This window comes from Streptomyces sp. NPDC002845, assembly GCF_053591955.1.
The window spans coordinates 23,630-45,389 of the sequence record NZ_JBSFUU010000072.1; the positions used below are offsets into that span (position 1 = coordinate 23,630).

At 70.8% G+C, this 21,760-nt stretch carries 23 protein-coding genes and 2 pseudogenes; 17 read left to right on the forward strand and 8 right to left on the reverse strand.

The annotated features are described in order from the left end of the window. The first annotated feature begins 104 nt into the window (after positions 1–104). The 3 genes and pseudogenes from ACWD3C_RS36660 to ACWD3C_RS36670 all read left to right on the forward strand — a co-directional run bounded on the left by ACWD3C_RS36660 (position 105) and on the right by ACWD3C_RS36670 (position 2,167). Positions 105–734, forward strand: a complete 630-nt coding sequence (locus tag ACWD3C_RS36660; RefSeq protein ID WP_451150935.1) for a dihydrofolate reductase family protein — start codon at positions 105–107, stop codon at positions 732–734. A gap of 48 nt (positions 735–782) precedes the next feature. Further along, a pseudogene (locus ACWD3C_RS36665) lies at positions 783–1,237 on the forward strand (RpiB/LacA/LacB family sugar-phosphate isomerase). Positions 1,238–1,348: 111 nt separating this feature from the next. Beyond that, complete coding sequence (locus tag ACWD3C_RS36670) at positions 1,349–2,167, forward strand: SAM-dependent methyltransferase (RefSeq protein WP_451150937.1); 819 nt, start codon at positions 1,349–1,351, stop codon at positions 2,165–2,167. Between the two features lie 10 nt (positions 2,168–2,177). Here the strand turns inward: ACWD3C_RS36670 and ACWD3C_RS36675 are convergent, their stop codons facing one another. Both ACWD3C_RS36675 and ACWD3C_RS36680 read right to left on the reverse strand, forming a co-directional pair. Further along, positions 2,178–3,233 (reverse strand): acyl-CoA dehydrogenase family protein, encoded by a 1,056-nt coding sequence (locus ACWD3C_RS36675; protein ID WP_451150939.1) that lies wholly within the window; start codon positions 3,231–3,233, stop codon positions 2,178–2,180. A 94-nt stretch (positions 3,234–3,327) separates the two neighbouring features. Next, positions 3,328–3,894, reverse strand: a pseudogene (locus ACWD3C_RS36680) (ABC transporter substrate-binding protein); the annotation flags it as partial. Between the two features lie 78 nt (positions 3,895–3,972). Here ACWD3C_RS36680 and ACWD3C_RS36685 point away from each other — a divergent pair. The 6 genes from ACWD3C_RS36685 to ACWD3C_RS36710 all read left to right on the forward strand — a co-directional run bounded on the left by ACWD3C_RS36685 (position 3,973) and on the right by ACWD3C_RS36710 (position 9,794). Next, on the forward strand, positions 3,973–4,422 hold the full coding sequence (locus tag ACWD3C_RS36685) for a MarR family winged helix-turn-helix transcriptional regulator (RefSeq protein WP_451150941.1): 450 nt from the start codon (positions 3,973–3,975) through the stop codon (positions 4,420–4,422). Positions 4,423–4,657: 235 nt separating this feature from the next. Next, a complete protein-coding gene (locus ACWD3C_RS36690; protein WP_451150943.1) occupies positions 4,658–5,506 on the forward strand; it encodes a glycoside hydrolase family 19 protein in 849 nt (282 codons plus the stop codon). 110 nt (positions 5,507–5,616) lie between these two features. Further along, complete coding sequence (locus ACWD3C_RS36695; RefSeq protein ID WP_451150945.1) at positions 5,617–6,984, forward strand: phospholipase; 1,368 nt, start codon at positions 5,617–5,619, stop codon at positions 6,982–6,984. A 42-nt stretch (positions 6,985–7,026) separates the two neighbouring features. Further along, positions 7,027–7,959, forward strand: coding sequence for an aldo/keto reductase (locus tag ACWD3C_RS36700; protein ID WP_451150947.1), 933 nt, complete (start codon positions 7,027–7,029; stop codon positions 7,957–7,959). Positions 7,960–8,070: 111 nt separating this feature from the next. Next, positions 8,071–9,153 carry a SpoIIE family protein phosphatase gene (locus ACWD3C_RS36705; protein WP_451150949.1) on the forward strand — a complete coding sequence of 361 codons (1,083 nt, stop codon included), beginning with the start codon at positions 8,071–8,073 and terminating at the stop codon, positions 9,151–9,153. Between the two features lie 107 nt (positions 9,154–9,260). Continuing rightward, complete coding sequence (locus ACWD3C_RS36710; protein WP_451150951.1) at positions 9,261–9,794, forward strand: MarR family winged helix-turn-helix transcriptional regulator; 534 nt, start codon at positions 9,261–9,263, stop codon at positions 9,792–9,794. A 23-nt stretch (positions 9,795–9,817) separates the two neighbouring features. Here the strand turns inward: ACWD3C_RS36710 and ACWD3C_RS36715 are convergent, their stop codons facing one another. Together ACWD3C_RS36715 and ACWD3C_RS36720 are read right to left on the reverse strand one after the other, a co-directional pair. After that, entirely contained in the window at positions 9,818–10,585 is a 768-nt protein-coding gene (locus ACWD3C_RS36715) for a DUF4142 domain-containing protein (protein WP_451150953.1), read from the reverse strand. A 211-nt stretch (positions 10,586–10,796) separates the two neighbouring features. After that, a complete protein-coding gene (locus ACWD3C_RS36720; protein ID WP_451150955.1) occupies positions 10,797–11,345 on the reverse strand; it encodes an aspartyl protease family protein in 549 nt (182 codons plus the stop codon). Between the two features lie 227 nt (positions 11,346–11,572). Here ACWD3C_RS36720 and ACWD3C_RS36725 point away from each other — a divergent pair, with 227 nt between their 5' ends. After that, positions 11,573–12,721: a site-2 protease family protein gene (locus tag ACWD3C_RS36725; protein WP_451150957.1), complete on the forward strand. Its 1,149-nt coding sequence runs from the start codon at positions 11,573–11,575 to the stop codon at positions 12,719–12,721. Between the two features lie 178 nt (positions 12,722–12,899). On the opposite strand, the gene ACWD3C_RS36730 is transcribed toward ACWD3C_RS36725, so the two are convergent. Beyond that, on the reverse strand, positions 12,900–13,577 hold the full coding sequence (locus ACWD3C_RS36730) for a DUF4232 domain-containing protein (protein ID WP_451150959.1): 678 nt from the start codon (positions 13,575–13,577) through the stop codon (positions 12,900–12,902). Between the two features lie 326 nt (positions 13,578–13,903). Between ACWD3C_RS36730 and ACWD3C_RS36735 the strand changes: the two genes are divergently transcribed. From ACWD3C_RS36735 to ACWD3C_RS36760, 6 genes are all read left to right on the forward strand, one after another. Then, entirely contained in the window at positions 13,904–14,362 is a 459-nt protein-coding gene (locus ACWD3C_RS36735) for an FxLYD domain-containing protein (RefSeq protein ID WP_451150961.1), read from the forward strand. A gap of 315 nt (positions 14,363–14,677) precedes the next feature. Further along, complete coding sequence (locus ACWD3C_RS36740; protein ID WP_451150963.1) at positions 14,678–15,976, forward strand: glycosyltransferase family 4 protein; 1,299 nt, start codon at positions 14,678–14,680, stop codon at positions 15,974–15,976. A gap of 99 nt (positions 15,977–16,075) precedes the next feature. Then, positions 16,076–16,549 carry a diadenosine tetraphosphate hydrolase gene (locus tag ACWD3C_RS36745; protein ID WP_451150965.1) on the forward strand — a complete coding sequence of 158 codons (474 nt, stop codon included), beginning with the start codon at positions 16,076–16,078 and terminating at the stop codon, positions 16,547–16,549. A 74-nt stretch (positions 16,550–16,623) separates the two neighbouring features. Further along, positions 16,624–16,989 carry a VOC family protein gene (locus ACWD3C_RS36750; protein ID WP_451150967.1) on the forward strand — a complete coding sequence of 122 codons (366 nt, stop codon included), beginning with the start codon at positions 16,624–16,626 and terminating at the stop codon, positions 16,987–16,989. A gap of 245 nt (positions 16,990–17,234) precedes the next feature. Continuing rightward, positions 17,235–17,633 carry a VOC family protein gene (locus ACWD3C_RS36755; RefSeq protein ID WP_451150969.1) on the forward strand — a complete coding sequence of 133 codons (399 nt, stop codon included), beginning with the start codon at positions 17,235–17,237 and terminating at the stop codon, positions 17,631–17,633. 59 nt (positions 17,634–17,692) lie between these two features. Then, the gene (locus ACWD3C_RS36760) at positions 17,693–18,763 is read left to right on the forward strand and encodes an adenosine deaminase (RefSeq protein WP_451150971.1); all 1,071 of its coding nucleotides are present in this window, start codon (positions 17,693–17,695) and stop codon (positions 18,761–18,763) included. Here ACWD3C_RS36760 and ACWD3C_RS36765 read toward each other — a convergent pair. Next, the gene (locus ACWD3C_RS36765) at positions 18,745–19,260 is read right to left on the reverse strand and encodes a mycothiol transferase (protein WP_451150973.1); all 516 of its coding nucleotides are present in this window, start codon (positions 19,258–19,260) and stop codon (positions 18,745–18,747) included. The two genes, ACWD3C_RS36760 and ACWD3C_RS36765, sit on opposite strands and share 19 nt — an antisense overlap. A 57-nt stretch (positions 19,261–19,317) precedes the next feature. Further along, the gene (locus ACWD3C_RS36770; RefSeq protein WP_451150975.1) at positions 19,318–20,211 is read right to left on the reverse strand and encodes a LysR family transcriptional regulator; all 894 of its coding nucleotides are present in this window, start codon (positions 20,209–20,211) and stop codon (positions 19,318–19,320) included. Positions 20,212–20,323: 112 nt separating this feature from the next. On the opposite strand from ACWD3C_RS36770, the gene mgrA reads away from it, so the two are divergent. Continuing rightward, on the forward strand, positions 20,324–21,325 hold the full coding sequence (gene mgrA, locus ACWD3C_RS36775; protein WP_451150977.1) for an L-glyceraldehyde 3-phosphate reductase: 1,002 nt from the start codon (positions 20,324–20,326) through the stop codon (positions 21,323–21,325). Positions 21,326–21,337: 12 nt separating this feature from the next. Here the strand turns inward: mgrA and ACWD3C_RS36780 are convergent, their stop codons facing one another. Continuing rightward, positions 21,338–21,625, reverse strand: a complete 288-nt coding sequence (locus ACWD3C_RS36780) for a DUF1905 domain-containing protein (RefSeq protein WP_451150979.1) — start codon at positions 21,623–21,625, stop codon at positions 21,338–21,340. Positions 21,626–21,760 lie beyond the last annotated feature (135 nt).

The window sequence follows — 21,760 nt, forward strand, 5'->3', positions numbered from 1 at the left end:
GTATCTTCATTCTGCGCTTATTTCGCCTTTATGTGTAGTCGTGGGAGGAGAGGGAGCGACAGCCCCGCCGACCGTCTTCACCGGCACCGAGCAAGGAGAACGCCATGCCCAGACTGCGCGTACACAACCTCACCGTCTCGCTCGACGGCTTCGCCGCCGGCCCGAACCAGCGCCTGGACGCGCCCCTCGGCGACCGCTTCGAACGTGCGCACGAGTGGATGTTCGCCGCGATGCGGGACCGCGCCGAGGGGAAGGCGGGGACCGATGTCGACTACGTCGAACGCAGTGAAGAGAACATCGGCGCCACCGTCATGGGCCGCAACATGTTCGGGCCGGTGCGCGGTCCCTGGCCGGACGAGTCGTGGACGGGCTGGTGGGGCGACAACCCGCCGTACCACCACGACGTGTTCGTCCACACCCACCACCCGCGGCCGTCCCTGCCCATGGCGGGCGGAACCACCTTCCACTTCACCGACGAGCCCGTCGAGACCGTGCTCCAGCGGGCCTTCGAGGCGGCCGCGGGCAAGGACGTACGCCTCGGCGGGGGACCGGCCACCGTCCAGCAGTACCTGCGCGCCCGCCTCGTCGACGAACTCCACCTGGCCATCGTCCCCCTCCTCGTCGGCAGCGGTGAACGCCTGCTCGACAACCTCGGCGACGGGATCGACGGCTACCGGGTCGCGGAACTGGTCAGCTCCCCGGCGGTCGTACACGCCCGCCTGATCCGCCGTTGAGCGGTATGCCCGTCAAGCGGGCCTTCGACGTCGAGCAGGCTCCGGGACATGCGGATCTCCGTTTCCTCGGACATGGACGAACCTGTAGCCCGCTTCCTCGTCGACGAACTGCGCGACCGCGGCCACGAGGTGCTGACGCACGGGGCGCTGCACCCGGCGACGACCCGCAGTGGGCCGTGTGCTCGGAGGCGGCGGCCCGCGAGGTCGCCGCCGGGACGGCGGAGCAGGCGGTCGTGTGCTGCTGGACCGGCACGGGCGCGTCGATCGCCGCGAACAAGGTGCCGGGCGTACGAGCGGCCCTGTGCACGGACGCCTACACGGCGGACGGCGCACGCCGCTGGAACGACGCCAACGTGCTGGCGCTCAGCCTGCGGCTGACGTCCCAGCCACTGCTCAAGGAGATCCTCGACGCCTGGTTCGCCGCCGAGGCCGGCGAGGACACGGACGACCGGGAGAACGTGGCCCATGTCGGACGGCTCGACCTCGGCAGGACCGCTCCGTAGCCACGAGGCCCGGCGGCGAGGACCCTCAACCGGCAACCCGCGTACGCACCGCGAACGTTGGGCCTTAGGTTGTCCCTGACAGTGCAAGCCCCCGCTGAGGAGACGGCGCCCATGACCGACCACTCGACCACGCCCGGAGCTGCGGTGAACGAGAGGATCGACACCTCCGTACCGCACTCGGCGCGGATCTGGAACCACTGGCTGGGCGGCAAGGACAACTACCCCGTGGACGAGGAGGCCGGCGACGCCTACAGCGCCGTCTTCCCCGGCATCGTGACCATCGCCCGCAGCAGCCGCGCCTTCCTGCGCCGCAGCATCGGCCACCTGGTCGAGGAGGCGGGCGTCCGGCAGTTCCTGGACGTCGGCACCGGCCTGCCCACCGTGGACAACACCCACGAGGTCGCCCAGCGCCTCGCCCCGGACGCGCGCATCGTCTACGTCGACAACGACCCGCTCGTCCTCGCGCACGCCCGCGCCCTGCTCACCTCCACCCCGGAGGGAGCCACCGCCTATGTGGACGAGAGCCTGTTCGAGCCGGAGCGCATCCTGTCGGCCGCCGCCAGGACCCTGGACCTCACCCGGCCCACCGCCCTGATCCTCAGCGGCATCCTGGGCCACGTCGGCGACTACGACCAGGCACGTTCCATCGTCCGCCAGTTGCTGGACGGCCTGCCGTCCGGGAGCTACCTGTCCGTCAACGACGGCTCCCGCGGCACCGACCCGGCCTACGAGCGGGCCCAGGACGCCTACAACGAGACCGGCGCCGTCCCGTACTTCCTGCGGCCGGTGGACCGGATCGCCGCGTTCTTCGAGGGCCTGGACCTCGTCGAGCCCGGTGTCGTGTCGGTGCCGCTGTGGCGGCCCGAGCCGTCCGGCGCAGGGGAACCGACCCCGATCGGCCAGCACGGCGGCCTCGGCCGCAAGCCCTGACGATCCGGTTCTACGGGGTGGACAGCGCCCCGAGGTGAGCCCGCCGCACCTCCGCCGTCTGTCCCTGTACCAGCAGGAACATCCCCTCGCGCGCCAGCCGTTGGGCCCGGCTGCCCAGGTCCATGGTGCGGCCACCCCCGGCGACGATCGCCGCGGTGGTGGCCGTACGCATGAGGTCGTACGCTCGCGTCTTGAGCGCCAGACGTTCAGCGATGCGCTCGTGCGGCATGGGGTGGTCGGCGAGCGCGTACGCCTGCTGCCGGACGTCGTCGAGGCGGGCACGCAGCGAGCGCGCGGTCTCCTGTCCCTCCGGGGAGTTCTCCAGGAGGCCGAGCGCCGCGTACGCCACCCCGAAGACCGCCGGGTTGGCGTTGGTGGCTCTGGGCAGGTCGACGAGGGCGAACTGCTCCGTCGAGGTGCGCAGCACGACGGCCTCCTCCGGCAGCCCCAGACCGTCCAGCTCCAGGGAGACCGTGCGGGCCGCGGTGAGCGCCGCGAGCCGCATCGGCGGCGACGGGCGCAGCCCCGGCTGCTCGCGCGCCTCGGTGAAGGCGAAGACCACCTCGCCGGTGTCGGTGACACCGGCGAGCAGCATCACGTCGTTCAGCCCCCAGCCCGTGTACCAGGGCACGGTGCCGTCGAAGCGCCAGCCGCCCCGCTCGGGCGTGGCACGCACCGGGACGCGGGGGAAGGCGCGGACATGGGCGTACGCGACCCCGGCCAGCAGCTCGCCCGTGGCCAGCGGCCCCAACAGCCGGTCACGCACGGGGAGTCGGGAGGCCGTCAGCAGCTTCACCGGTGTGTGGTGCTGGGTCTGCACGAACCAGGTGGAGCAGCACGCCCCCGCCAGGATCTCGGCGGTCGCCCTGGCCACCGCCGCGGGCGCGGCCGACCCGCCGCACTCCTCGGGCGCGCCCACCCCCAGCAGGCCGGACCGTTTGATCGCCTCGATATGGCTCGCGGGCACCGCCCCCTCCTGGTCGACCCGCTCGGCCCGCGGTGCGAGGAGGCCGTCCGCGAGCTGCCGGGCGCGGGTGACGAGGGGGTGGTGGAGTGCGGTGGTCATGGGGAGGATTCTCCCCGTGCCGTGCCCTCACACGCTGAGCGCCTCCCGCACGGCGAACTCCGACTCCTTGCCGCCCTCCCCGGACGACGTGACCCGGCCGGCCTCCCTCGCCGCTGATGCCGCCGCCGGACTCGCGCGCGTACGCGTGCGCAGCGCGTGCCGTACGGCGCGGCCACACATAGTCGTTGCCGACCACGAACCATCGCCGCGTCCCGCGCTCGTGCGCCAGCAGTTCCATCGCGGGCCGGAGCTGGTCGCGTGGGGTCTCGCTGGTCAGGAAGACGCCCGCGGTGTGCTCGCCGCCCTCGTACAGGGCGGTGTAGACGTACGGCACGCGATGCGCGACCCTCGGCGCCAGCGCCTGTCGCACCGAGGAGATGTGCCAGCCCGTGACGCCCTGTACGACGCCCAGGTCCACCAACGGCTCGACGCGGTCGGCCACTTCGCGCGGATGGGCGCCACCGTCGACGGGCAGCAGCCGAAGCTCCTTGCCGAGCACCCCGCCCGCCCGGTTGACCTCCTCCGCGGCCAGCTGCGCGCACAGCTCACAGGTGGGCCCGAAGATCCCCGCGGCCCCCTGCATCGGGAAGACCAGCGCCACACTGAACACGGAGTCGTCGGCCGTGAACCAGTCGGGTGCGGGAACGTCGTGCCGGAACATGGCGTCATGATTTCGGGTCGGCCCGGTGAACTCCAGTCCGTCTCATGCGATGTACGCACCCCGTGACCTGGGAACAGGATGCCCACCCCATCACCGCGCCGGCCCCAGGACCTCATGCGGCTGCTGACCCGGGCCGAGCGAGTGGCGGCGCGCCGGCTCCAGGCGGTCCTGGACGAGGACGGCTGCTCGCTCGACGCGTGGCGGGTGCTCGCGCTGCTCTCCGACGGCACGGGCCACCACATGACGGCCATCGCCGAGGCCGCCTTCCTTCCGCCGCCCACGCTGACCAGGCTGATCGACCAGCTCGTCGACCAGAACCTCGTCCACCGCCGCGTCGATTCCCTCGACCGCCGCCGCATCCTCGCCCACCTCACCCCGCGTGGCCGGCAGTACTGGCGTCGTGTGGACCGGACGGTGCGCGCGGACTGGCCCGTGCTCAGTGACGGCGACGAAGAGTTGTTGCGCGGGCTGCTGGAGCGGCTGGCGGAGACGCTCGACGGGGCGACGACTCCTTCGTCCAAGGTGTGACGAGCCCATTCGCGACGCTCGTTCACGACAGGGAATCCCAACTGCCCTGCCGCGATGGCTCGATCCGACTGGTCTACACCATTGACTGGTGCAGAACCAAAGCGGTTGAGTGTGCCTCCACCCCCCACCACGGCCTCCGCCACGCCGTGGCCGGCTCGTCCGGCACGTGCGCACGAGGCCCGCTCCACCCTGCCCTCGTCCGGGAGCGGCCGTGCTCCGCGAAGGAGTTGGTCCCGTGTCGAGGCTCCGTACCTCCGCCCTCATGGCCGCGCTCGTCGTCGGCAGTGCCGCGCCGGTGCTGCTGCCCGCCCAGGGCGCGACGGCCGCCGCCTGTTCGAGCTACCCGAGCTGGGTGGCCGGCAGGCCCTACGTCACCGGCGACATCGTCCGCTACACCGACGGCAAGGCGTACATCGCCGAGCACGACAACCCGGGCTACGACCCCACGATCAGCACCTGGTACTGGGAGCCGTACGCCTGCGACAGCGGTCCCACGAATCCCGCCGCCTTCGTCGTGAGCGAGGCGCAGTCCAGCCAGATGTTCCCGAACCGGAACTCCTTCTACACGTACAGCGGGCTGAGGGCCGCGATGAGCGCGTACCCGGCCTTCGCGAACACCGGCAGCGACACCGTGAAGAAGCGGGAGGCGGCGGCCTTCCTCGCCAACGTCAGCCACGAGACCGGCGGCCTGGTGCACATCGTCGAGCAGAACACCGCCAACTACCCGCACTACTGCGACTGGAACCAACCGTACGGCTGCCCGGCCGGACAGGCGGCGTACCACGGGCGCGGCCCGATCCAGCTCAGCTGGAACTTCAACTACAAGGCCGCGGGCGACGCGCTCGGCATCGACCTGCTGAACAACCCCTGGCTGGTGCAGAACGACGCGGCAGTGGCCTGGAAGACCGCCCTCTGGTACTGGAACACGCAGACCGGCCCCGGCACCATGACCGGCCACAACGCCATGGTGGGCGGGGCGGGCTTCGGCCAGACGATCCGCAGCATCAACGGCTCCCTGGAGTGCGACGGCAGGAATCCGGCGCAGGTGCAGAGCCGGGTGAACGCGTACCAGCGGTTCGTGTGAATCCTCGGGACTTCACCGGGGGGCAACCTGTACTGCTGACGGCGACCGGTGCCTCATGATGTCATGCACCTGATCTTCCCTGGCTTCAGATCGGACTGAAGGGCACCGTCATGCCAACCCCCCGCTCCGTCCTGCTCACCACGACCGCCGCGCTGGCCGCGGCGGTCGTCTCCCCCGTACCCACGGCCTCCGCCGCCGTCCCGCCCGCAGGCGCCTACTACGTGCAGAGCGTCACCACCGGGCTCAACGCGTCCGACGCCTCGGGCGCGGTCGAACAGCACAGACCCAAGGGCAACGAGGACCGTCAGCAGTGGACGCTGCGGGCGAGCGGTTCGTCGTACGTCCTGGAAAGCCTGGACGCGGCGGGCAGTTGCCTCGGCCGCTCCGGCGACCGGGCCAGGACCGTCGCCTGTACGAGCACCGATGCCACCTGGGACCTCACGGAGCTCGGCGCCGACCGGTACCGGCTCAAAGCCCCCGGCGCCGAACGCTACTTGACGGTCGCCGCCAAGCCCTCCGGCGCCAACTACCCCGCCCAGCTGGCCATCGGCTCGGCGGGCAGCCTCGCCTCCTGGTACCTCACCCCCGTCACCCCCACCACCAACCCGATGCCCTCCCAGGCCCAACGCACCCTGGACCAGGTCACGTTCCTCACCTCCCACAACGCCTACGCCAACGGCGTCGACGGCGGCTTCGCTCCCCCCTTCGTCAACCTCGTCCCCAACCAGTCGCGCGGCCTCAACCAGCAGCTCGCCGACGGCGTACGGGGATTCATGCTGGACATCCACCAGACCTCCGACGGCGCCATCCTCTGCCACAACAGCTGCACCCTCGTCAGCCGCCCGGTCGCGCTGTGGGTCGACATCCAGCGCATCGTGGACTTCCTCCGGCAGAACCCCAGCGAGATCGTCACGGTCTTCCTGGAGGACTACGTCGACCCGGGCGTCCTGCGCGGCGAACTCGCCCGCGTCAGCGGCCTGTCGGACGTGCTGTACCGCCCCGACCGCACCGGCGCACGCCAGAACGGCTGGCCGAAGCTGGCCGACCTGATCGCGGCCAACGACCGGCTGCTCATCTTCACCGACCACAGCCGCGCCTCAGACCAGTCCGCCGGACTGACCCGGGACACCTTCGGCGTGATGTACCAGCGGGAGTGGACCGTCGAGAACTACTGGTCCATGGGCGGAGGGATCGGCACGTCCGACTGGTCCTGCTACAGCCGCTGGTACGGCGCCAACGTCAACATCCCGCTCACCCGCACCGAATCCGCCTTCCGCCCGCTGTTCGTCATGAACCACTTCCGCGACATCCCCATCACCGCCACCGTCACCACCGACAACACCAAACTCGCCGACCGCGCCCAGCGGTTCTGCCAGCCGGCCGCCCGCAAGAAGCCCAACTTCCTCGCGGTGGACCACTACAACCTCGGCAACCCGGCAGCGGCGGTGGCGACGCTGAACACGTACACCTATCCGTAACGTGCCGCGGTCGATGTGCGCCGCGCGTGCGAAACTCCGTCGATGACCTCAGAGACGATCACCGCGGAGACCGCGGGTACCTGGAAACTCGGCGACCTGCCCGTCCACCGCATCGGCTTCGGCGCGATGCGGCTGACGGGCAGCGCCGCCTTCCACCTCGGCACCCCGAGCGACCGTGACCGCTCGATCGCCGTACTGCGCCGCGTGATCGAACTCGGCGTCAACCACATCGACACCGCCGCCTTCTATTTCTCCTCGCTGCGCTCCGCCAATGAGCTGATCAACAGCGCCCTGGGCGGCCCCTACCCGGACGGCCTCGTCATCGTCACCAAGGTCGGCCCGCACCGGGAGTACGACGGCGCGTGGGGCACGGCGGCCCGCCCCGACCAACTGCGCGGTCAGGTCGAGGAGAACCTGCGCCAGTTGGGCCGCGACCATCTCGACGTGGTGAACCTCCGCCGTATGCGGCAGGACTCCATCGCTGAGCACTTCGGCGCGCTCGCCGAACTGCGCGAGGCGGGCCTGATCCGGCACCTCGGCGTCTCCGGCGTCGAACCCCGGCACCTCGCCGAGGCCCGGGCCATCGCGCCCGTGGTCTGCGTGCAGAACCAGTACGGTCTCGACGCATCGGACCCCGCCTCCGACGAGGTGCTGCGTCTCTGCGGCGAACACGGCATCGCGTTCGTGCCGTTCTACACGATCGCGGGCGAGGCCGGCCCTCGGGGCGCGAGCGCCGCGCACGGCGACGAGGTCCTCGCCATCGCCCGCGCGCACGACGCCACCCCCGCCCAGATCCGGCTGGCCTGGACCCTCCAGCAGGGCCCGCACGTCCTCGCCATCCCGGGCACCGGCAACCCGGACCACCTCACCGAGAACGTGGCCGCGGGTGCACTCCGCCTCACGGCCGACGAGGTGGCCCGGCTCGACGCCGTACGCGCCGCCGGGCCCGGATCGGGTCGGGGCTCGATTGGATAAAGGCACAGGGGAAACGCCACCTCGTACCAGGGTCTCTTGCATAGTCTAAAGACGGGGAGGGGTACCTGGGGAAGGTGGCTCTCAAGGGTTTGGGACACCGCTGGAGCATGCATGGCCGCAGAGAAGTCGTACTCGAGTCTCGTCGTGCTGAACTGGATGCCCGCCGCCGTGATGGCGGTGGTGGCCGTCGTGGACATCGTCGCCGGCCCGGGGGTGGGGTTCCTGCCGTTGGTGTCGCTCGGGCCCGCGTTCGCCGGGCTGGTCGGGGGCTGGCGGCGTACGGTACTGATCGGCGTGGCGGCACTCCTGCTGTGCGTCGGCCTTGGTGTGTACGACGGACTCTTCGACGGACGCCGGGGCTACACGGCGCTGGCGTCCGTGGCCGGTGTGACGGGTGCGGGTGTCGCCGCGGCCGTGATGCGCGGCCGCCGGGAGGCGGAACTGGCCAGTGTGCGGTCGATCGCGGAGGTGGCCCAGCGGGTGCTGCTGCGGCCGGTGCCGCTGGTCGCCGGTCCGCTGCGGGCGGCGGTGTCGTACACCTCGGCGGTCGCGGAGGCACGCATCGGCGGCGATCTGTACGAGGTCGTCGCCTCGCCGCACGGCATACGCGTCATCGTGGGCGATGTGCAGGGCAAGGGCCTGGCCGCCGTGGAGACCGCGGCGGTGGTGCTCGGCGCGTTCCGGGAGGCGGCACACGACGAACCCGACCTGGTGAGGCTCGGTGAGCGGCTGGAGCGCAGTGTGGCCCGGGAACTGGAGGGCGAGAAGTTCGTGACCGCGATCCTCGCCGAGGTCCGCTCGGACCACGAGGTCGTCTTCCTCAACTACGGTCACCCGGCCCCGCTGGTCGTACGCCGTGACGGCACCGTGGACTTCCCGAAGCCGCCCGCCTACGCGCTTCCCCTGGGGCTGGGCGCGCACGGAAGCGGGGGCCCGAAGCCCTATCGCGTGACGTTCGCCCCGGGCGAGCAGCTGCTGCTGTACACCGACGGCGTCACCGAGGCCCGCGACGAGAGCGGCACCTTCTACCCGCTCGACGACCGGGCGCACCTGCTCAAGGAGCCCGACGCCCAGAGCGCGCTGGACGCGCTGCGCGAGGACCTGGTCCGGCATGCCGCGGGTCCGCCGCACGACGACGCCGCGATGCTTCTGCTGCGCTACCACGGTCACGGGGAAGGGAAAGAGAAAGGATAAAGAGTATGGAAAAGAGTCAGGGAAAGAGAAAGGAAAATCTGTGCGAATCAGCTGATACGTGCGGATCAGCCGAGAGGTCGGCCCCTCCGGCGCGGTAGAAAGGACACATGCCTCAGAGCGCGGACGCCGCGGAGAGCGTGGATGATGCCGACGCGGTGACCCGTGCGGTGCTGACCGCCTCGCGTCTGCTGGTCGCCGTGTCCGCGCGTTCCCTCGCCGCGGTCGAGGAGCGGGTGACGCTGCCGCAGTTCCGGATGCTGGTGGTCCTGTCCACGAGAGGCGCCACCAAGCTGGTCGTTCTCGCCGACCTGCTCCAGGTGGCGCCGTCCACCGCGACGCGCATGGTCGACCGCCTGATCGCGGCCGGACTCGCCGACCGGCAGACCAATCCGGACAACCGCCGCGAGACCTTGCTGCGGCTCACCTACGAGGGCCGGCGTACCGTCGCGGACGTCATGGCCCGGCGCCACGCAGAGATCGCCGCGATCGTCGAACGGCTCGCCCCGCAGCAGCGCACGGCGCTCGTCGAGGCGCTGATGGCCTTCAACGAGGCGGGAGGGGAACCCCCGGCCCCGGCGCTGGACGATCCGGATCCGCACCCGCTGGGGTGGACGGACACCATGGTGGGCCCCGGGGCCTGACGTTCCGGCCGCGCCGTGGCTGGTCACCCGGTGCTCGCGGTGGTGTCCGTGGGACTGGGCGCGGGGCTGGGCGTGGCCGGGTTCGCCGTGTTGACGTCCAGGTCGGGGCGGGGGGTGAGGACGAGGACGGGTTCGCCGGGCTGGGGTACGGGCGGAGTGGCCTGTTCCGTGGGGAGTTTGGCCGGGGCGGTCTGCTGGAAGTTGGCCTTGTCGAAGTTGACCATGCCGGTGTTCTCCAGGACGGTGATGTGGTCCAGGACGGTGTCGTTGGCGAGGTCGGCGAGTTCGCGGACGAGGGTGTTCCGGGTCGTGGCGCGGATCTTGGCGATGGTGGGGAAGATCTGGCCGTGGGTGACGCGCATGACGTTGGCCGCGGTGACGTCGAACTCCTTGCCGGTGGCAGCGTTGACGGTATCCACGAACTCCTGCTGTTGCGGGCTGGCCAGGTTGGGCAGGGTGATGTTCAGCTCGGGGGCGATGCGGCGGCACATCTCATCGAGGCCGGCGTGGCCGACGACGAGGTGTTCGCCCGCTTCCTTCATCTCGGGGGTGGTGCCGCGTTCCATGGCCAGTTCACCGAGGGGGTACTCCCACAGTCCGGCCGAGCGCACTTTGACGACGAAGTCGCGGTCGGCCTCGGTGAGAGGGCCGTAGGGGGTGTTGGCGATGACACGTTCCGAGTTCTTGGGCTTTTCGTCGATCCCGAGCACCACGGGGAACGCGAGCGCGCCGACAGTCAGTAGCAGGGTGCCGCTGGCGAAGACGGTTCCCATGTTGCGCGAGATGGGCATCGGGCCTCCTTGCAGGGGTGGTTCGCCCCGGCGGCCACCTTTGCCGGGGCGTGCCATGTTGGTCGGGGCGGGTTCGGTCGTCCTGGAGTACGGATGTGACGCGGAGTTTAATCATTGCCCTGGGCAAAATTTGCGGCTGGCGCATGTCGTAGGGCGGCCGGGCGCTTGCGGACGGCGCGGGGCTGGTGCTCTGCCTGGGCGAAGCACGTGCTCAGGCGGCCGGGAGCCGGAGCGTCTCCTTCTCGTAGTCCACAGTGATCTGGCCGAAGTCGCTGAGCACGTCCGAGCCGAGCAGGCCTTCGATGGGACGGTCGCCGTGGAGTGAGTCGAGGTCGACGACCGTGGTGTCGGTCGCGTCCAGGCTGATGTCTCCGACCTTCCACTCCCGTACCGAGACGACGGGAACCGTATCCTCGCCGATCACGCCGCTGATGGGCTGCCGTTTGCCGGTCCTGGGCAGGTCCAGCTCCCGCGCGAGGTCGTCGTCGACGACACTGGAGGACGCTCCGGTGTCCAGGACGAATGTGTAAGGGCCCTCGCCGTGGATGCTGACGGGTGCGAGGACGATCGTCTGACCGCCCCGCTCGACCACGGTGAGCGGGATCTCGCGGGCGGCCGACCGCTCCGGAGAAGTGGCCGAGCCGGGTGCGCCATCGATGCAGGCCGTCGGCAGTACGGCGACGAGCACCGCTCCGAGCCACAGCGTGACCCGGCGGGTGTGCCCGACGCGGGACCGGGCGGCGAGGGAGGACTGCGGCATCACTGCGCCTCCTGGTCTCTGCGGACCTGCGCCGCTGTTCCCGCCGAAGTATCCGCGGGGTCGCGTGGCAAACGTTCCGGACGCCGGGCCGGGGCATCGAGTCCTGGGCGCAGCGGCGCCGTCCCCCGGTGCAGGCCGTGTCGTGCGCTTGGATCCCCTTCCACCGGGTACTCACTCATTCCGCCGACGAGGCGGCGACGAGTGGCCCCTGTCGAGGAGGTCCCACCGTGGGAGCGACGTTTTCCCTGGGGCGTTTGGCGGGCATCCGCATCGGGGTGCACTGGAGCGTCCTGGTCATCTTCGTGCTGCTGGCCGCGGGGCTGGCCGAGGGACGCCTGCCGGCGGCGCACCCGGGCAGTTCGGGATGGCTGTACTGGATCGTGGGACTGGGCGCGGCCGCCGTGTTCCTGCTGTCGCTGCTGGCCCACGAGATCAGCCACGCCGTCGTGGCCCGCCGCAACGGTGTCGACGCCGACGAGATCACCTTGTGGCTGCTCGGCGGCGTCGCACGGCTCAGGAGCGAGGCCCCACGTCCGGGTGCGGAACTGCGCATCGCGGGCGTGGGCCCCTTGGTCAGCCTGGTGCTCGGAGTGCTGTTCGCGATCCTGGCAGGGGGGTTCGGCGGGCTCTACGGCTACGGCCTGTTCGTGGAGGCGCTGGCCTGGCTCGCCGCGATCAACATCCTCCTGGCGCTCTTCAACGTGCTGCCCGCCGCGCCGCTGGACGGCGGCCGGCTGCTGCGCGCGGCGGTGTGGAAGTGGACGGGAGACCCACTGCGCGCCACCATGGTCGCCACCTCCGCAGGGCGGATCCTCGGTTGGCTGCTCATCGTCGCAGGGCTGTACCTGCTCTTCCTGGGCGCCTCCTTCAGCGGCATCTGGCTCGCGATCATCGGCTGGTTCCTGATCGCCGCCGCGACGGTCGAGGGCGGCCAGGCGAAGATGCGGGAACTGTTCGCCGGCGTACCGGTACGCCGGGCGATGACGCCCGACCCGCTGACAGTTCCCGCGGACGCGACCGTTGCGGAGTTCCTCGACGAGCCCACGCTGCGCTACCAGCACTCGGCCTTCCCGGTCACCGCCGACGGGGACGTGCCGGTCGGCCTGGTCACCGTGCACCGCGCCGGTGCCGTACCGTCCGGGGAACGGCACACCACCACCCTGGAGTCCGTCATGACCCCCCTGGACGAACTGACCACCGCCGGTCCCGACGATCCTCTGTCCCGGGTCCTGCCCGACCTCGCGTCGAGCCCTGTCCGCCGGATACTCGTCGTGCAGGACGGAAGGCTGGTCGGGATCGTCAGCTCGTCCGACATCAGTCGCATCACCACGTGGCTCACGTCGGCCGCACCGTGGCAGGGCCGTACCCGGCCCTGACGCTCAGGGGAGTGCCCCGGCCGGGGCGGCGGGTGGGTTTCACACCGCCGGGTGGAACCGACCGTCACGGCGCCGTGTCTCGCTGACTCCGTCCCTGTAAAGGAAGGGCTGGTCGCCGGGTGCGAACCGCGCGGTGCGCGCGGGGCCGCTGCCCGTCGACGGTCTCCCGGTCGGTGCCTCAGGGGTGCTCGCCCGGCCTGACCGCGCCGACCTCGAAGACCTCACCGCACACCTGGAACGAGCGGGCCGGTGCCCGTAGCGCCCAGGTCGAGCCCGGTGGGTACGCCTGGACCTTGTCGGCGGGGCGCCGGCACGGCTTGTCCGTAACGCCCTCGGCGACGGTGTGCAGGCCCGCGTAGGCGCTGCCTCCCGGCCGCAGCGTCACGGCCGGAGCTTCCGGACCCTGAGGCTCCGCGGGTTCGCCGATACGGTCGCCGGAGGAGTCGAGCAGGGTGACACCGGGATACCCCCTGAGCGAGCAGGAATCGGGACCGGTGTTGGTGAAGACCAGCGGGGCGTAGCGATTGCCCGCGCCCGGTGAGACACGGCCGAGGGACAGGTCGAGGTGGTCGCGGGTGCAGCGAAGGGGCAGCGCGGAGTGCGAGGGCGACGGGGTGGCGTCGCCGCCGGTGGCGGACGCGGTCGGGGTGCCGGGGACGGGCCCGGTGGTGGACGGTGCGGCTGATGTCGGTGGTGCCTCGACGTGGTCCTCGTCCCCGCACGCTCCGGTCACCAGGACACCGACGATGACCGTGACGGCCGACAGGAGCCGCCTACGGCGGCCGCGGCGGCTGCGGCCCGGCGCGGTGGCGGTGCGCCGCCACGCACTGCCCCGCCGCAGGGATCCGGTCGTCATCGCCGACCCCTCAGGGTGGGTACACATAGCCGGTCCCCCGGAACGGGACACAGCCGTAGCGGGTGTAAGGGCCGACGACCTCCATACGACGTTCCATACGACCTCCGTAGGTCGCCACGGTAGGGACACTGCTGCCGGGCGTCCGGGCCCGGTGACGCGTCCACTCCCGGTTCCCTGTCCGCGGGCGCTCATGCCGCTCGCGGACGGAAACCGGATGCGAACCCGTGCTACGGGCGCGAGGTCTCGGGTACTCGGCGGTCAGCACGCGGCATGCCGGGCGGCGGGTCCGGTGTGCCCACGCGGAATCCCGGAGGAGGGACCGCAGCATGTCAGGACTGCTGAGCGCACGGAACGGGCGAGCCCGGCTGGCAGGAGTGGTGACCGCGGCACTGATGGCGCTGACGGTGGGGTGTACCGGGGACGACGACACCCCTTCGGATATCGCTTCCGTCGTATCCTCCGCAGCCGAGGAAGCCCAGGAAGCCCAGGAGAAATTCCGGGAGATCCGCGACGGGATCGTGGCCACCGGCGACGTGGAGGTACGTGAGACCGCTGTCGAGGACGGGCGCGTCGTCGCCGAACTCACCGTGACCAACAGCGGTGACGACACTGACTCGTACACGATCCAGGTCAACTTCCACGACCGGGACGGCGATCTCGTCGACGTGGTGCTGGTGACCGTCGACTCGGTGGAACCGGGAAAGACGGCAAAGGCGACGGCACGCAGTCACCGCGACGTGCCCGAGAGGACCACCGCCGAGGTGATCACGGCTGTGCGCTACTGAGCGGGCACGCGGAACGGACAGGACGACAGCGGTGAAGGCGCGGGAAACGAACCAGTCCTGGGAGGGTCGTGGCCCACGCCCCGCGTCACGACCCGGAGATCGTCGCCCCCTCCGACTACTCCCGCAGTGTGTACGACCACAACGGACCACGGCCCTGCCGGAGCCCCCGAACCTTCTCCCCGGGCTACCCTTCCTCCACATGAGCTGCCGCCGTCCGCGGGAGCTCATGTCGCTGTCGTACGCATGGTCCACGGTCACGTCGGTACGGCGTGCAGACGGGCGAGACACCGCCCGGGGAACGGGAGTCGGCTCGCGATGAAGGTCTCCTTCCTCATCCATCACGGCTACGGCATCGGGGGAACGATCCGCACGACGTTCAACCTCGCGCAGGCACTGGCCGAACGGCACGAGGTGGAGATCGTCTCGGTCTTCCGGCACCGTGACCGGCCGGCCTTCCCGCTCGACGGGCGCGTGCGGCTGTACTCCCTGGTCGACATGCGCCGGCACTCGCCCGCGTACGCGGCCGACGATCCGCTGGCCGCCGTGAGGTCGCGGGTGTTCCCCACCGGCGACGGCACATACTCGCACTACAGCGAACTGACGGATCAACGGATCGGACGCTGGCTCCACGAACTCGACAGCGACGTGGTCATCGGCACCCGGCCCGGGCTGAACGTGCATCTCGCCGCGCAGGCACCGCACCGCCTGATCCGCGTCGCGCAGGAGCACCTGACGTTCGACGCGCACCCGGCGCGGCTCAAGCTCCAACTGCGGCGCAGATACCCGCAAATGGACGCCGTGACCACCGTGACCGAGGCCGACGCCGCCACCTACCGGCGCAAGCTGCGTCTGCCCGGCGTACGGGTGGTGGCCGTCCCCAACGGCGTGCCCGAGCCGCCGCTTCCGCCGTCCGACACGACGAACCACCTGGTCATCGCCGCGGGGCGGCTGGTCCCGGTCAAGCAGTACAACTTCCTCGTCAGGTCGTTCGCCCATGTGGCACGGGTGCGCCCCGACTGGAAGCTGCGCATCTACGGGGCGGGCCCCCAGAGGGACCGGCTCCGTCGTCTCGTCGATGAACTCGGCCTGTACAACAACGTCTTCCTGATGGGTGCGCGCACCTCCATCGAGGCCGAACTGGTCAAGGGCTCGATCGCCGTCTCCACGTCCCGTATCGAGGCGTTCGGCATGTCCATCGTCGAGGCGATGCGCTGCGGACTCCCCGTGGTGAGCACGGCCTGCCCCCTCGGCCCACTGGAGATCATCGACGACGGGACGGACGGCCGACTGGTGCGCCCCGGCGACCACAAGGCGTTCGCCGATGCCCTGCTGGAGCTGATCGCGGACGACTCCCTGCGGCGGAACATGGGCCGCCGGGCGGCGGCCAACGCCGCTCGGTACGACCCGGCGATCGTCGCCGCACACATGGAAGAGCTGCTCCATAGCCTGGTCGACCGGCGCCGCACCACGGTCCGCACCCGGCACATGGCGCTGCGCGTGACGGGCAGGCTGCTGACCACCGCTTACGCCGTCCAGGACGTGCGGCGGGCGGTGACACACCGACTGCGGACCCGAACCACCGCACTGTGGCGCGCCGTCCACCGGCGGCCATGAGCACGCCGCGCTGCGGTGGCCGTCGGAGCGCCACCGCAGCGCGACGTCGGCGCTACGACCTGCGCACGGCCGAGGCACTCGCGGTTAAGGTCACCGATCATGGCGGACGACTGGCGCAGGAACAGGATCGGCAGCGCGCTCCGGGGCGAGAACCCCACCGTGCTCCGAAGGCTGGACGCGGGATTCGCGGTGATCGGGGACGTCCAATTCCTGCCGGGATACTCGGTGTTGCTGGCCGACGACCCCGCCGTACAGCGACTGTCGGGCCTGCCGAAGGGCAAGCGCCTGGCCTTCCTCTCCGACATGGACCGACTGGGCGAGGCCGTCGAACGCGCCTGCGCACGCCTCGACCCGGCCTTCCGCCGGGTCAACCTGGAGATCCTGGGCAACACCGACCCCTTCCTGCATGCCCACGTCTGGCCGCGGTATGACTGGGAGCCGGCCGATCTCGTGGGTCTGCCGGTGTGGCTGTACCCGCGCGAACGGTGGGGCGACGAGCGGTACGCGCTCGGCCCGCGGCACGATGCCGTGCGGACGGCGATCGGCGGGGAACTGGACCGCCTGGCGCCCTGAGCACGGGGATCGGCACAAGGCCGGCCGGGCGATGGAGCCTTGCGCCCGCCGCCCTCGCGCCCCAGGCTTCGAGCATGCATCTGACGCATCTCGGCCTGCCCGTCCGCGATGTGCCGCGCAGCCGACGCTTCTACGAGACGTACTTCGCTTTCGACCCGGCCACCGCGCAGCAGTACGACGACGGCACGGTCGTCATCCGCAACGCCGACGGCTTCGACCTCGCCCTGCACGGTGGCCAGGACGTCGGGCCGTTGCCGCCCTTCCTCCACTTCGGCTTCCGGCTCGCGAATCCGGACGAGGTGAGGGCTCTTCTCCCGGATGCGTGCGGACGGAGTGCGCATCGTCGAGCGTTTCGACGAACCTGCCTACGTGGCGTTCAAGTGCGCGGACCCGGACGGCCATCGGGTCGTTACTGGGAGCCCCGCGAACCCCGACCGTAACTGCCGGTCTGCCGGACTGCCGCAGAAGCAGCCACCCTGTACGCGGACGCCCTCGCCGCCCACCCGCAGTCGTCCGAGATACGGCGCGACCGCGACGGCGCTTCGTGCCGCCCGCTGCGCGGCATCCACCGCCGCACCAGGCCCCGCGTCTCCGCTTCCCCGGGCCTAGAGCACCTCCGTGGATGACATATCCTACGTGTTACGTATAACCTCTGTCGTCAACCACCCCGCCCGGAGAGACCCCGATGAGACATATCGCCCTGGTCGCCCTCGTCGTCGACGACTACGACGAGGCCATCCGTTTCTACACGGAGGCGCTCGGGTTCCGGCTGGTCGGGGACGAGCCCCGGCCCGACGGATCGCGCTGGGTGGTCGTGGAACCGGGCGCGGAAGGCGACGGTCACGGCAGCGGACTGCTGCTCGCCCGGGCCAAGGGCGAGGCGCAGCGCGGCCGGGTCGGGGACCAGACCGGCGGGCGCGTGGGCTTCTTCCTGCACACCGACGACTTCGCCCGCGATCACGCGCGTATGTGCGCGGCGGGCGTGAGGTTCCTGGAGGAACCGCGCCACGAGCCGTACGGCACAGTGGCCGTCTTCGAGGACCTGTACGGAAACCGCTGGGACCTGCTCCAGCCCGCCGCCTGAACCCGCTCGACACGCGCTTCACCAAACCGCTCACCGAACCGCCGAGGAACGACCCGCACATGACATCTACGCGCATAGACTCCGCCACCCTCCGCCGCCTCCCCAAGGCTGTCCTGCACGACCACCTCGACGGCGGCCTGCGCCCCGCCACCCTCGTGGAGCTCGCGGAGACGGTCGGCCACACCCTGCCGACCACCGACCCGGAGGGGCTCGCCGACTGGTACTACGAGGCCGCCAACTCCGGTGACCTGGTGCGCTACATAGCCACCTTCGAGCACACCCTCGCCGTGATGCAGACCCGCGAGGGCCTGCTGCGCACCGCCGAGGAGTACGTGCTCGACCTGGCCGAGGACGGCGTCGTCTACGGCGAGGTGCGCTACGCCCCCGAGCTGATGGCCAGCGGCGGGCTGGCCCTCCCCGAGGTCGTCGAGACGGTGCAGGAGGGTCTGGCCGCCGGTATGGCCAAGGCGGCCGCCGCGGGCACCCCGGTCCGGGTCGGCACGCTGCTGTGCGGGATGCGCATGTTCGACCGCAGCCGGGAGATCGCCGACCTGGCCGTGACCTTCCGCGACGCGGGTGTGGTCGGCTTCGACATCGCCGGCGCCGAGGACGGCTTCCCGCCCGCCGACCACCTGGCCGCCTTCGAGTACCTGCGCGGCGAGAACGTCCCGTTCACCATCCACGCCGGTGAGGCCCACGGACTGCCCAGCATCCACCAGGCCCTCCAGGTGTGCGGCGCCCAGCGCATCGGCCATGGCGTGCGCATCACCGAGGACATCGTCGACGGCAAGCTCGGCCGTCTCGCCGGCTGGGTGCGTGACCGCCGTATCGCCCTGGAGATGTGCCCCACCTCCAACCTCCAGACCGGTGCGGCCACGTCGATCGCCGGGCACCCGATCACGGTCCTGAAGGACCTGGGCTTCCGCGTCACCCTCAACACCGACAACCGCCTGGTGTCCGGCACGACCATGACCCGCGAGATGTCCCTGCTGGTCGAGCAGGCCGGCTGGACCCTGGACGACCTGCGCACCGTCACCGTCAACGCCCTCAAGAGCGCGTTCATCCCCTTCGACGAGCGCAACGCCCTCATCGAGGACGTCGTCCTGCCCGGCTACGACTCCGCGCGCTGAAGCAGCCCCCGTACGTACGCGGCCTGGCCGGCGTGCTGCAGATCGTCGGCGAGGACGCTGATCAGCCGTACGCCCAGGGTGACGGCCGGGGTCCAGCGCTCGTCCACGATCCGGTCGAGGTCCTTGTCGGCCAGCCCGTCCACGAACGTGAGCGTCTGCTCGTGCACGGCGTCGAAGTAGCCCAGCAGCAGGTCGCCCGAGTCCACCCGGACCTGGGCGACCTGCTCGGGCGTGTGCCCGTACCCGGTGTCGTGGGGTGGCAGCCCGAGCCCGAACCGGTCCGACCAGCCCTGCGCCGGCCAGACCTGGTCCCGGTCGGCCACGTCCGCGACATGGTCGTCCTGGATGCGGGTGAGGTGCCAGACCAGCCAGCTGATGGAGTTGGCGCCCTCCTGGGGAAGGGCGTTGAGGTCGTCGGGGGAGAGGCCCTCGACGGCGGCGTGGACCTCTTCCCGGATGCGTCCGAACGCGTCGGTGAGAACGTCTTTGGAGTGCATGCGTCTACCCTCTCGCAGTCGCCGCCGAACCGCCGGGCAGCCGCGGTCGATGCCGTGTCACCCACCCTGCTGCGAGCCGTCCAGCAGCAGCATCAACGCCCGTGCCGCCGGACTCGTGGCCTCCGGCGGCGGCAGCATGGCGACGGTCTCGTACGAGGTCTCGGCGGCGCCCTTGAGGGGGAGCGAGGCGAGGGCGGAGGCTTCGCGCTTGTGACCGAAGTGGCGGGGGACGACGGCGATGCCGAGGCCCTCGTGGACGAGTTCGAGGAGGCTGTGCACGTCGTTGACCTCAAGGGTGACCGTGCGGTGGACCCCCGCCGCCGCGAAGGCCGCGTCCGTGGTCCGGCGCGGTCCCCAGTCGGGGTGGAAGTCGACGAATGCCTCGCGGCCCAGCTCCTGCGGGGTGAGCGCGCCACCGGCCGCGAGCCGGTGCCCGGGGTGGCAGAGCACGGTCATCGGCTCGCTGGTGAGCGGCACGCAGCGCAGCTGGGCGGTGTCGGCGCGGGTCGTGACCGCGAAGGCGAGGTCGAGGCGGCCGGCGGCGACCTCGTCGGCCAGTACGCCGGAGCCCGCCTGCCGCAGCCGGATCTCCACGTCCGGGTGACGCCGTCGGAACGCGGCCAGCAGCCTGGGCGCATGAACCCCGGCGGTGCACTGCTCGGTACCCACCGACAGCGTGCCGCGCAGCACGCCCTGCACCGCCGCCACCGCCTCGTGCGCCGCCCGGACCTGCGCGAGAATCCGCTCGGCCTCGGCCAGCAGCGCCCGCCCCGCCTCCGTGAGCGTCACCCGCCGGGTGGTGCGCACGAACAGCGGCGCCCGCAGCTCCCGTTCCAGGGCGCGGATCGAGGCGGACAGGCCCGACTGCGACACCATCAGGCGCTCGGCCGCCCGGGTGAAATGCCGGTCCTCGGCGACCGCGACGAAGTGCTGAAGATGGCGCAGTTCCATGATTGAGAAGCCTAGACGCTGAATCCCATCCGATTCCCCTGTTGGACCGCTGCGCAGTGCGCGCGCGAAAGTGGACATCGTCACCAGGTTTTCCGGCATCCAGGAGTACGCGTTGTACACCGCACACACCGACCGCTACGCGGACATGCCCTACCGGCGCACCGGACGCAGCGGTCTGAAGCTGCCCGCGCTCTCGCTCGGCCTGTGGCACAACTTCGGCCCCGACCGCCCGGTGGAGACCCAGCGTGCCATCCTGCGCCGCGCGTTCGACCTGGGCGTCACCCACTTCGACCTGGCCAACAACTACGGTCCGCCGCCCGGCTCCGCCGAGTCCGCCCTCGGCGCCGCGCTGAGGGAGGACTTCGCGCCGTACCGCGACGAACTCGTCATCTCCACCAAGGCGGGCTATCTGATGTGGGACGGCCCGTACGGCGAATGGGGCTCGCGCAAGTACCTGCTGTCCTCCCTCGACCAGAGCCTCGCCCGCATGGGCCTCGACTACGTCGACATCTTCTACTCGCACCGCCCCGACCCGGACACTCCGCTGGAGGAGACGATGGGCGCCCTGCACTCGGCGGTCCAGCAGGGCAAGGCGCTGTACGCCGGCATCTCCAACTACTCGCCCGAGCAGACCCGTGAGGCCGCCCGCATCCTGGGCGAGCTGGGCACCCCGCTCCTTATCCACCAGCCCCGCTACTCGATGCTCGACCGGCGTCCCGAGGAGGGCCTCCTCGACACCCTGGACGAACTCCAGGTCGGCTCGATCGTCTTCTCGCCCCTGGAACAGGGCCTGTTGACCGGCCGCTACCTCGACGGCATCCCCGCGGACTCCCGCGCCGCGAGCGACAGCCCCTTCCTGAGCGCCGACACCGTCACCGAGGACCTCGTACGACAGCTCCGCGCCCTCGACGAGATCGCCAAGTCCCGCGGACAGTCCCTCGCCCAGCTGGCCCTCGCCTGGGTCCTGCGCGGCGGCCGCGTCACCTCCGCCCTGATCGGCGCGAGCAGCCCCCAGCAGGTGGAGGACAGCGTGGCGGCCACCCACAACCTGGACTTCGACCCGGAGGAGCTGGCCCGGATCGACGCGATCGTGCGGGCGACCGCCCAGTCGTAACGGCCGCGAGCGTCAGCCCTCGATGCGTTCCTCCAGGTGTACGGTCACGGTGTCGCCCGCCTCCTTGCCGATGGCCTTGCGTACGTCGGCCCTGACGGGCAGCTTGTGGGTGCCGTCGCCCAGGGCCATGAAGGAGCTGCGGAAAGGGCGCCCGTCGATCGTGCCGCGGACCTTGACCAGGCCGCGGGTGCCGAAGAAGGCGACGGACTCGGGCCAGACGAGATAGGTCCAGCCGCCTTTCTCTGGGCTCTTCCGCAGCACCGCGGTGAACTGTTCGTCGAGTTCGCCTGTCGTGCTCATGTGGTCCTCCGCTCCGGATATTTCTCACCGAGCCATTTCAGCCAGTCCCACCCATGAATATGCCAAGAGACTGGCTGGAATGGCATGGTGACAGAGTGTCAGTAGTGGCGATACTCGATTCCTAGGGCGATCGAG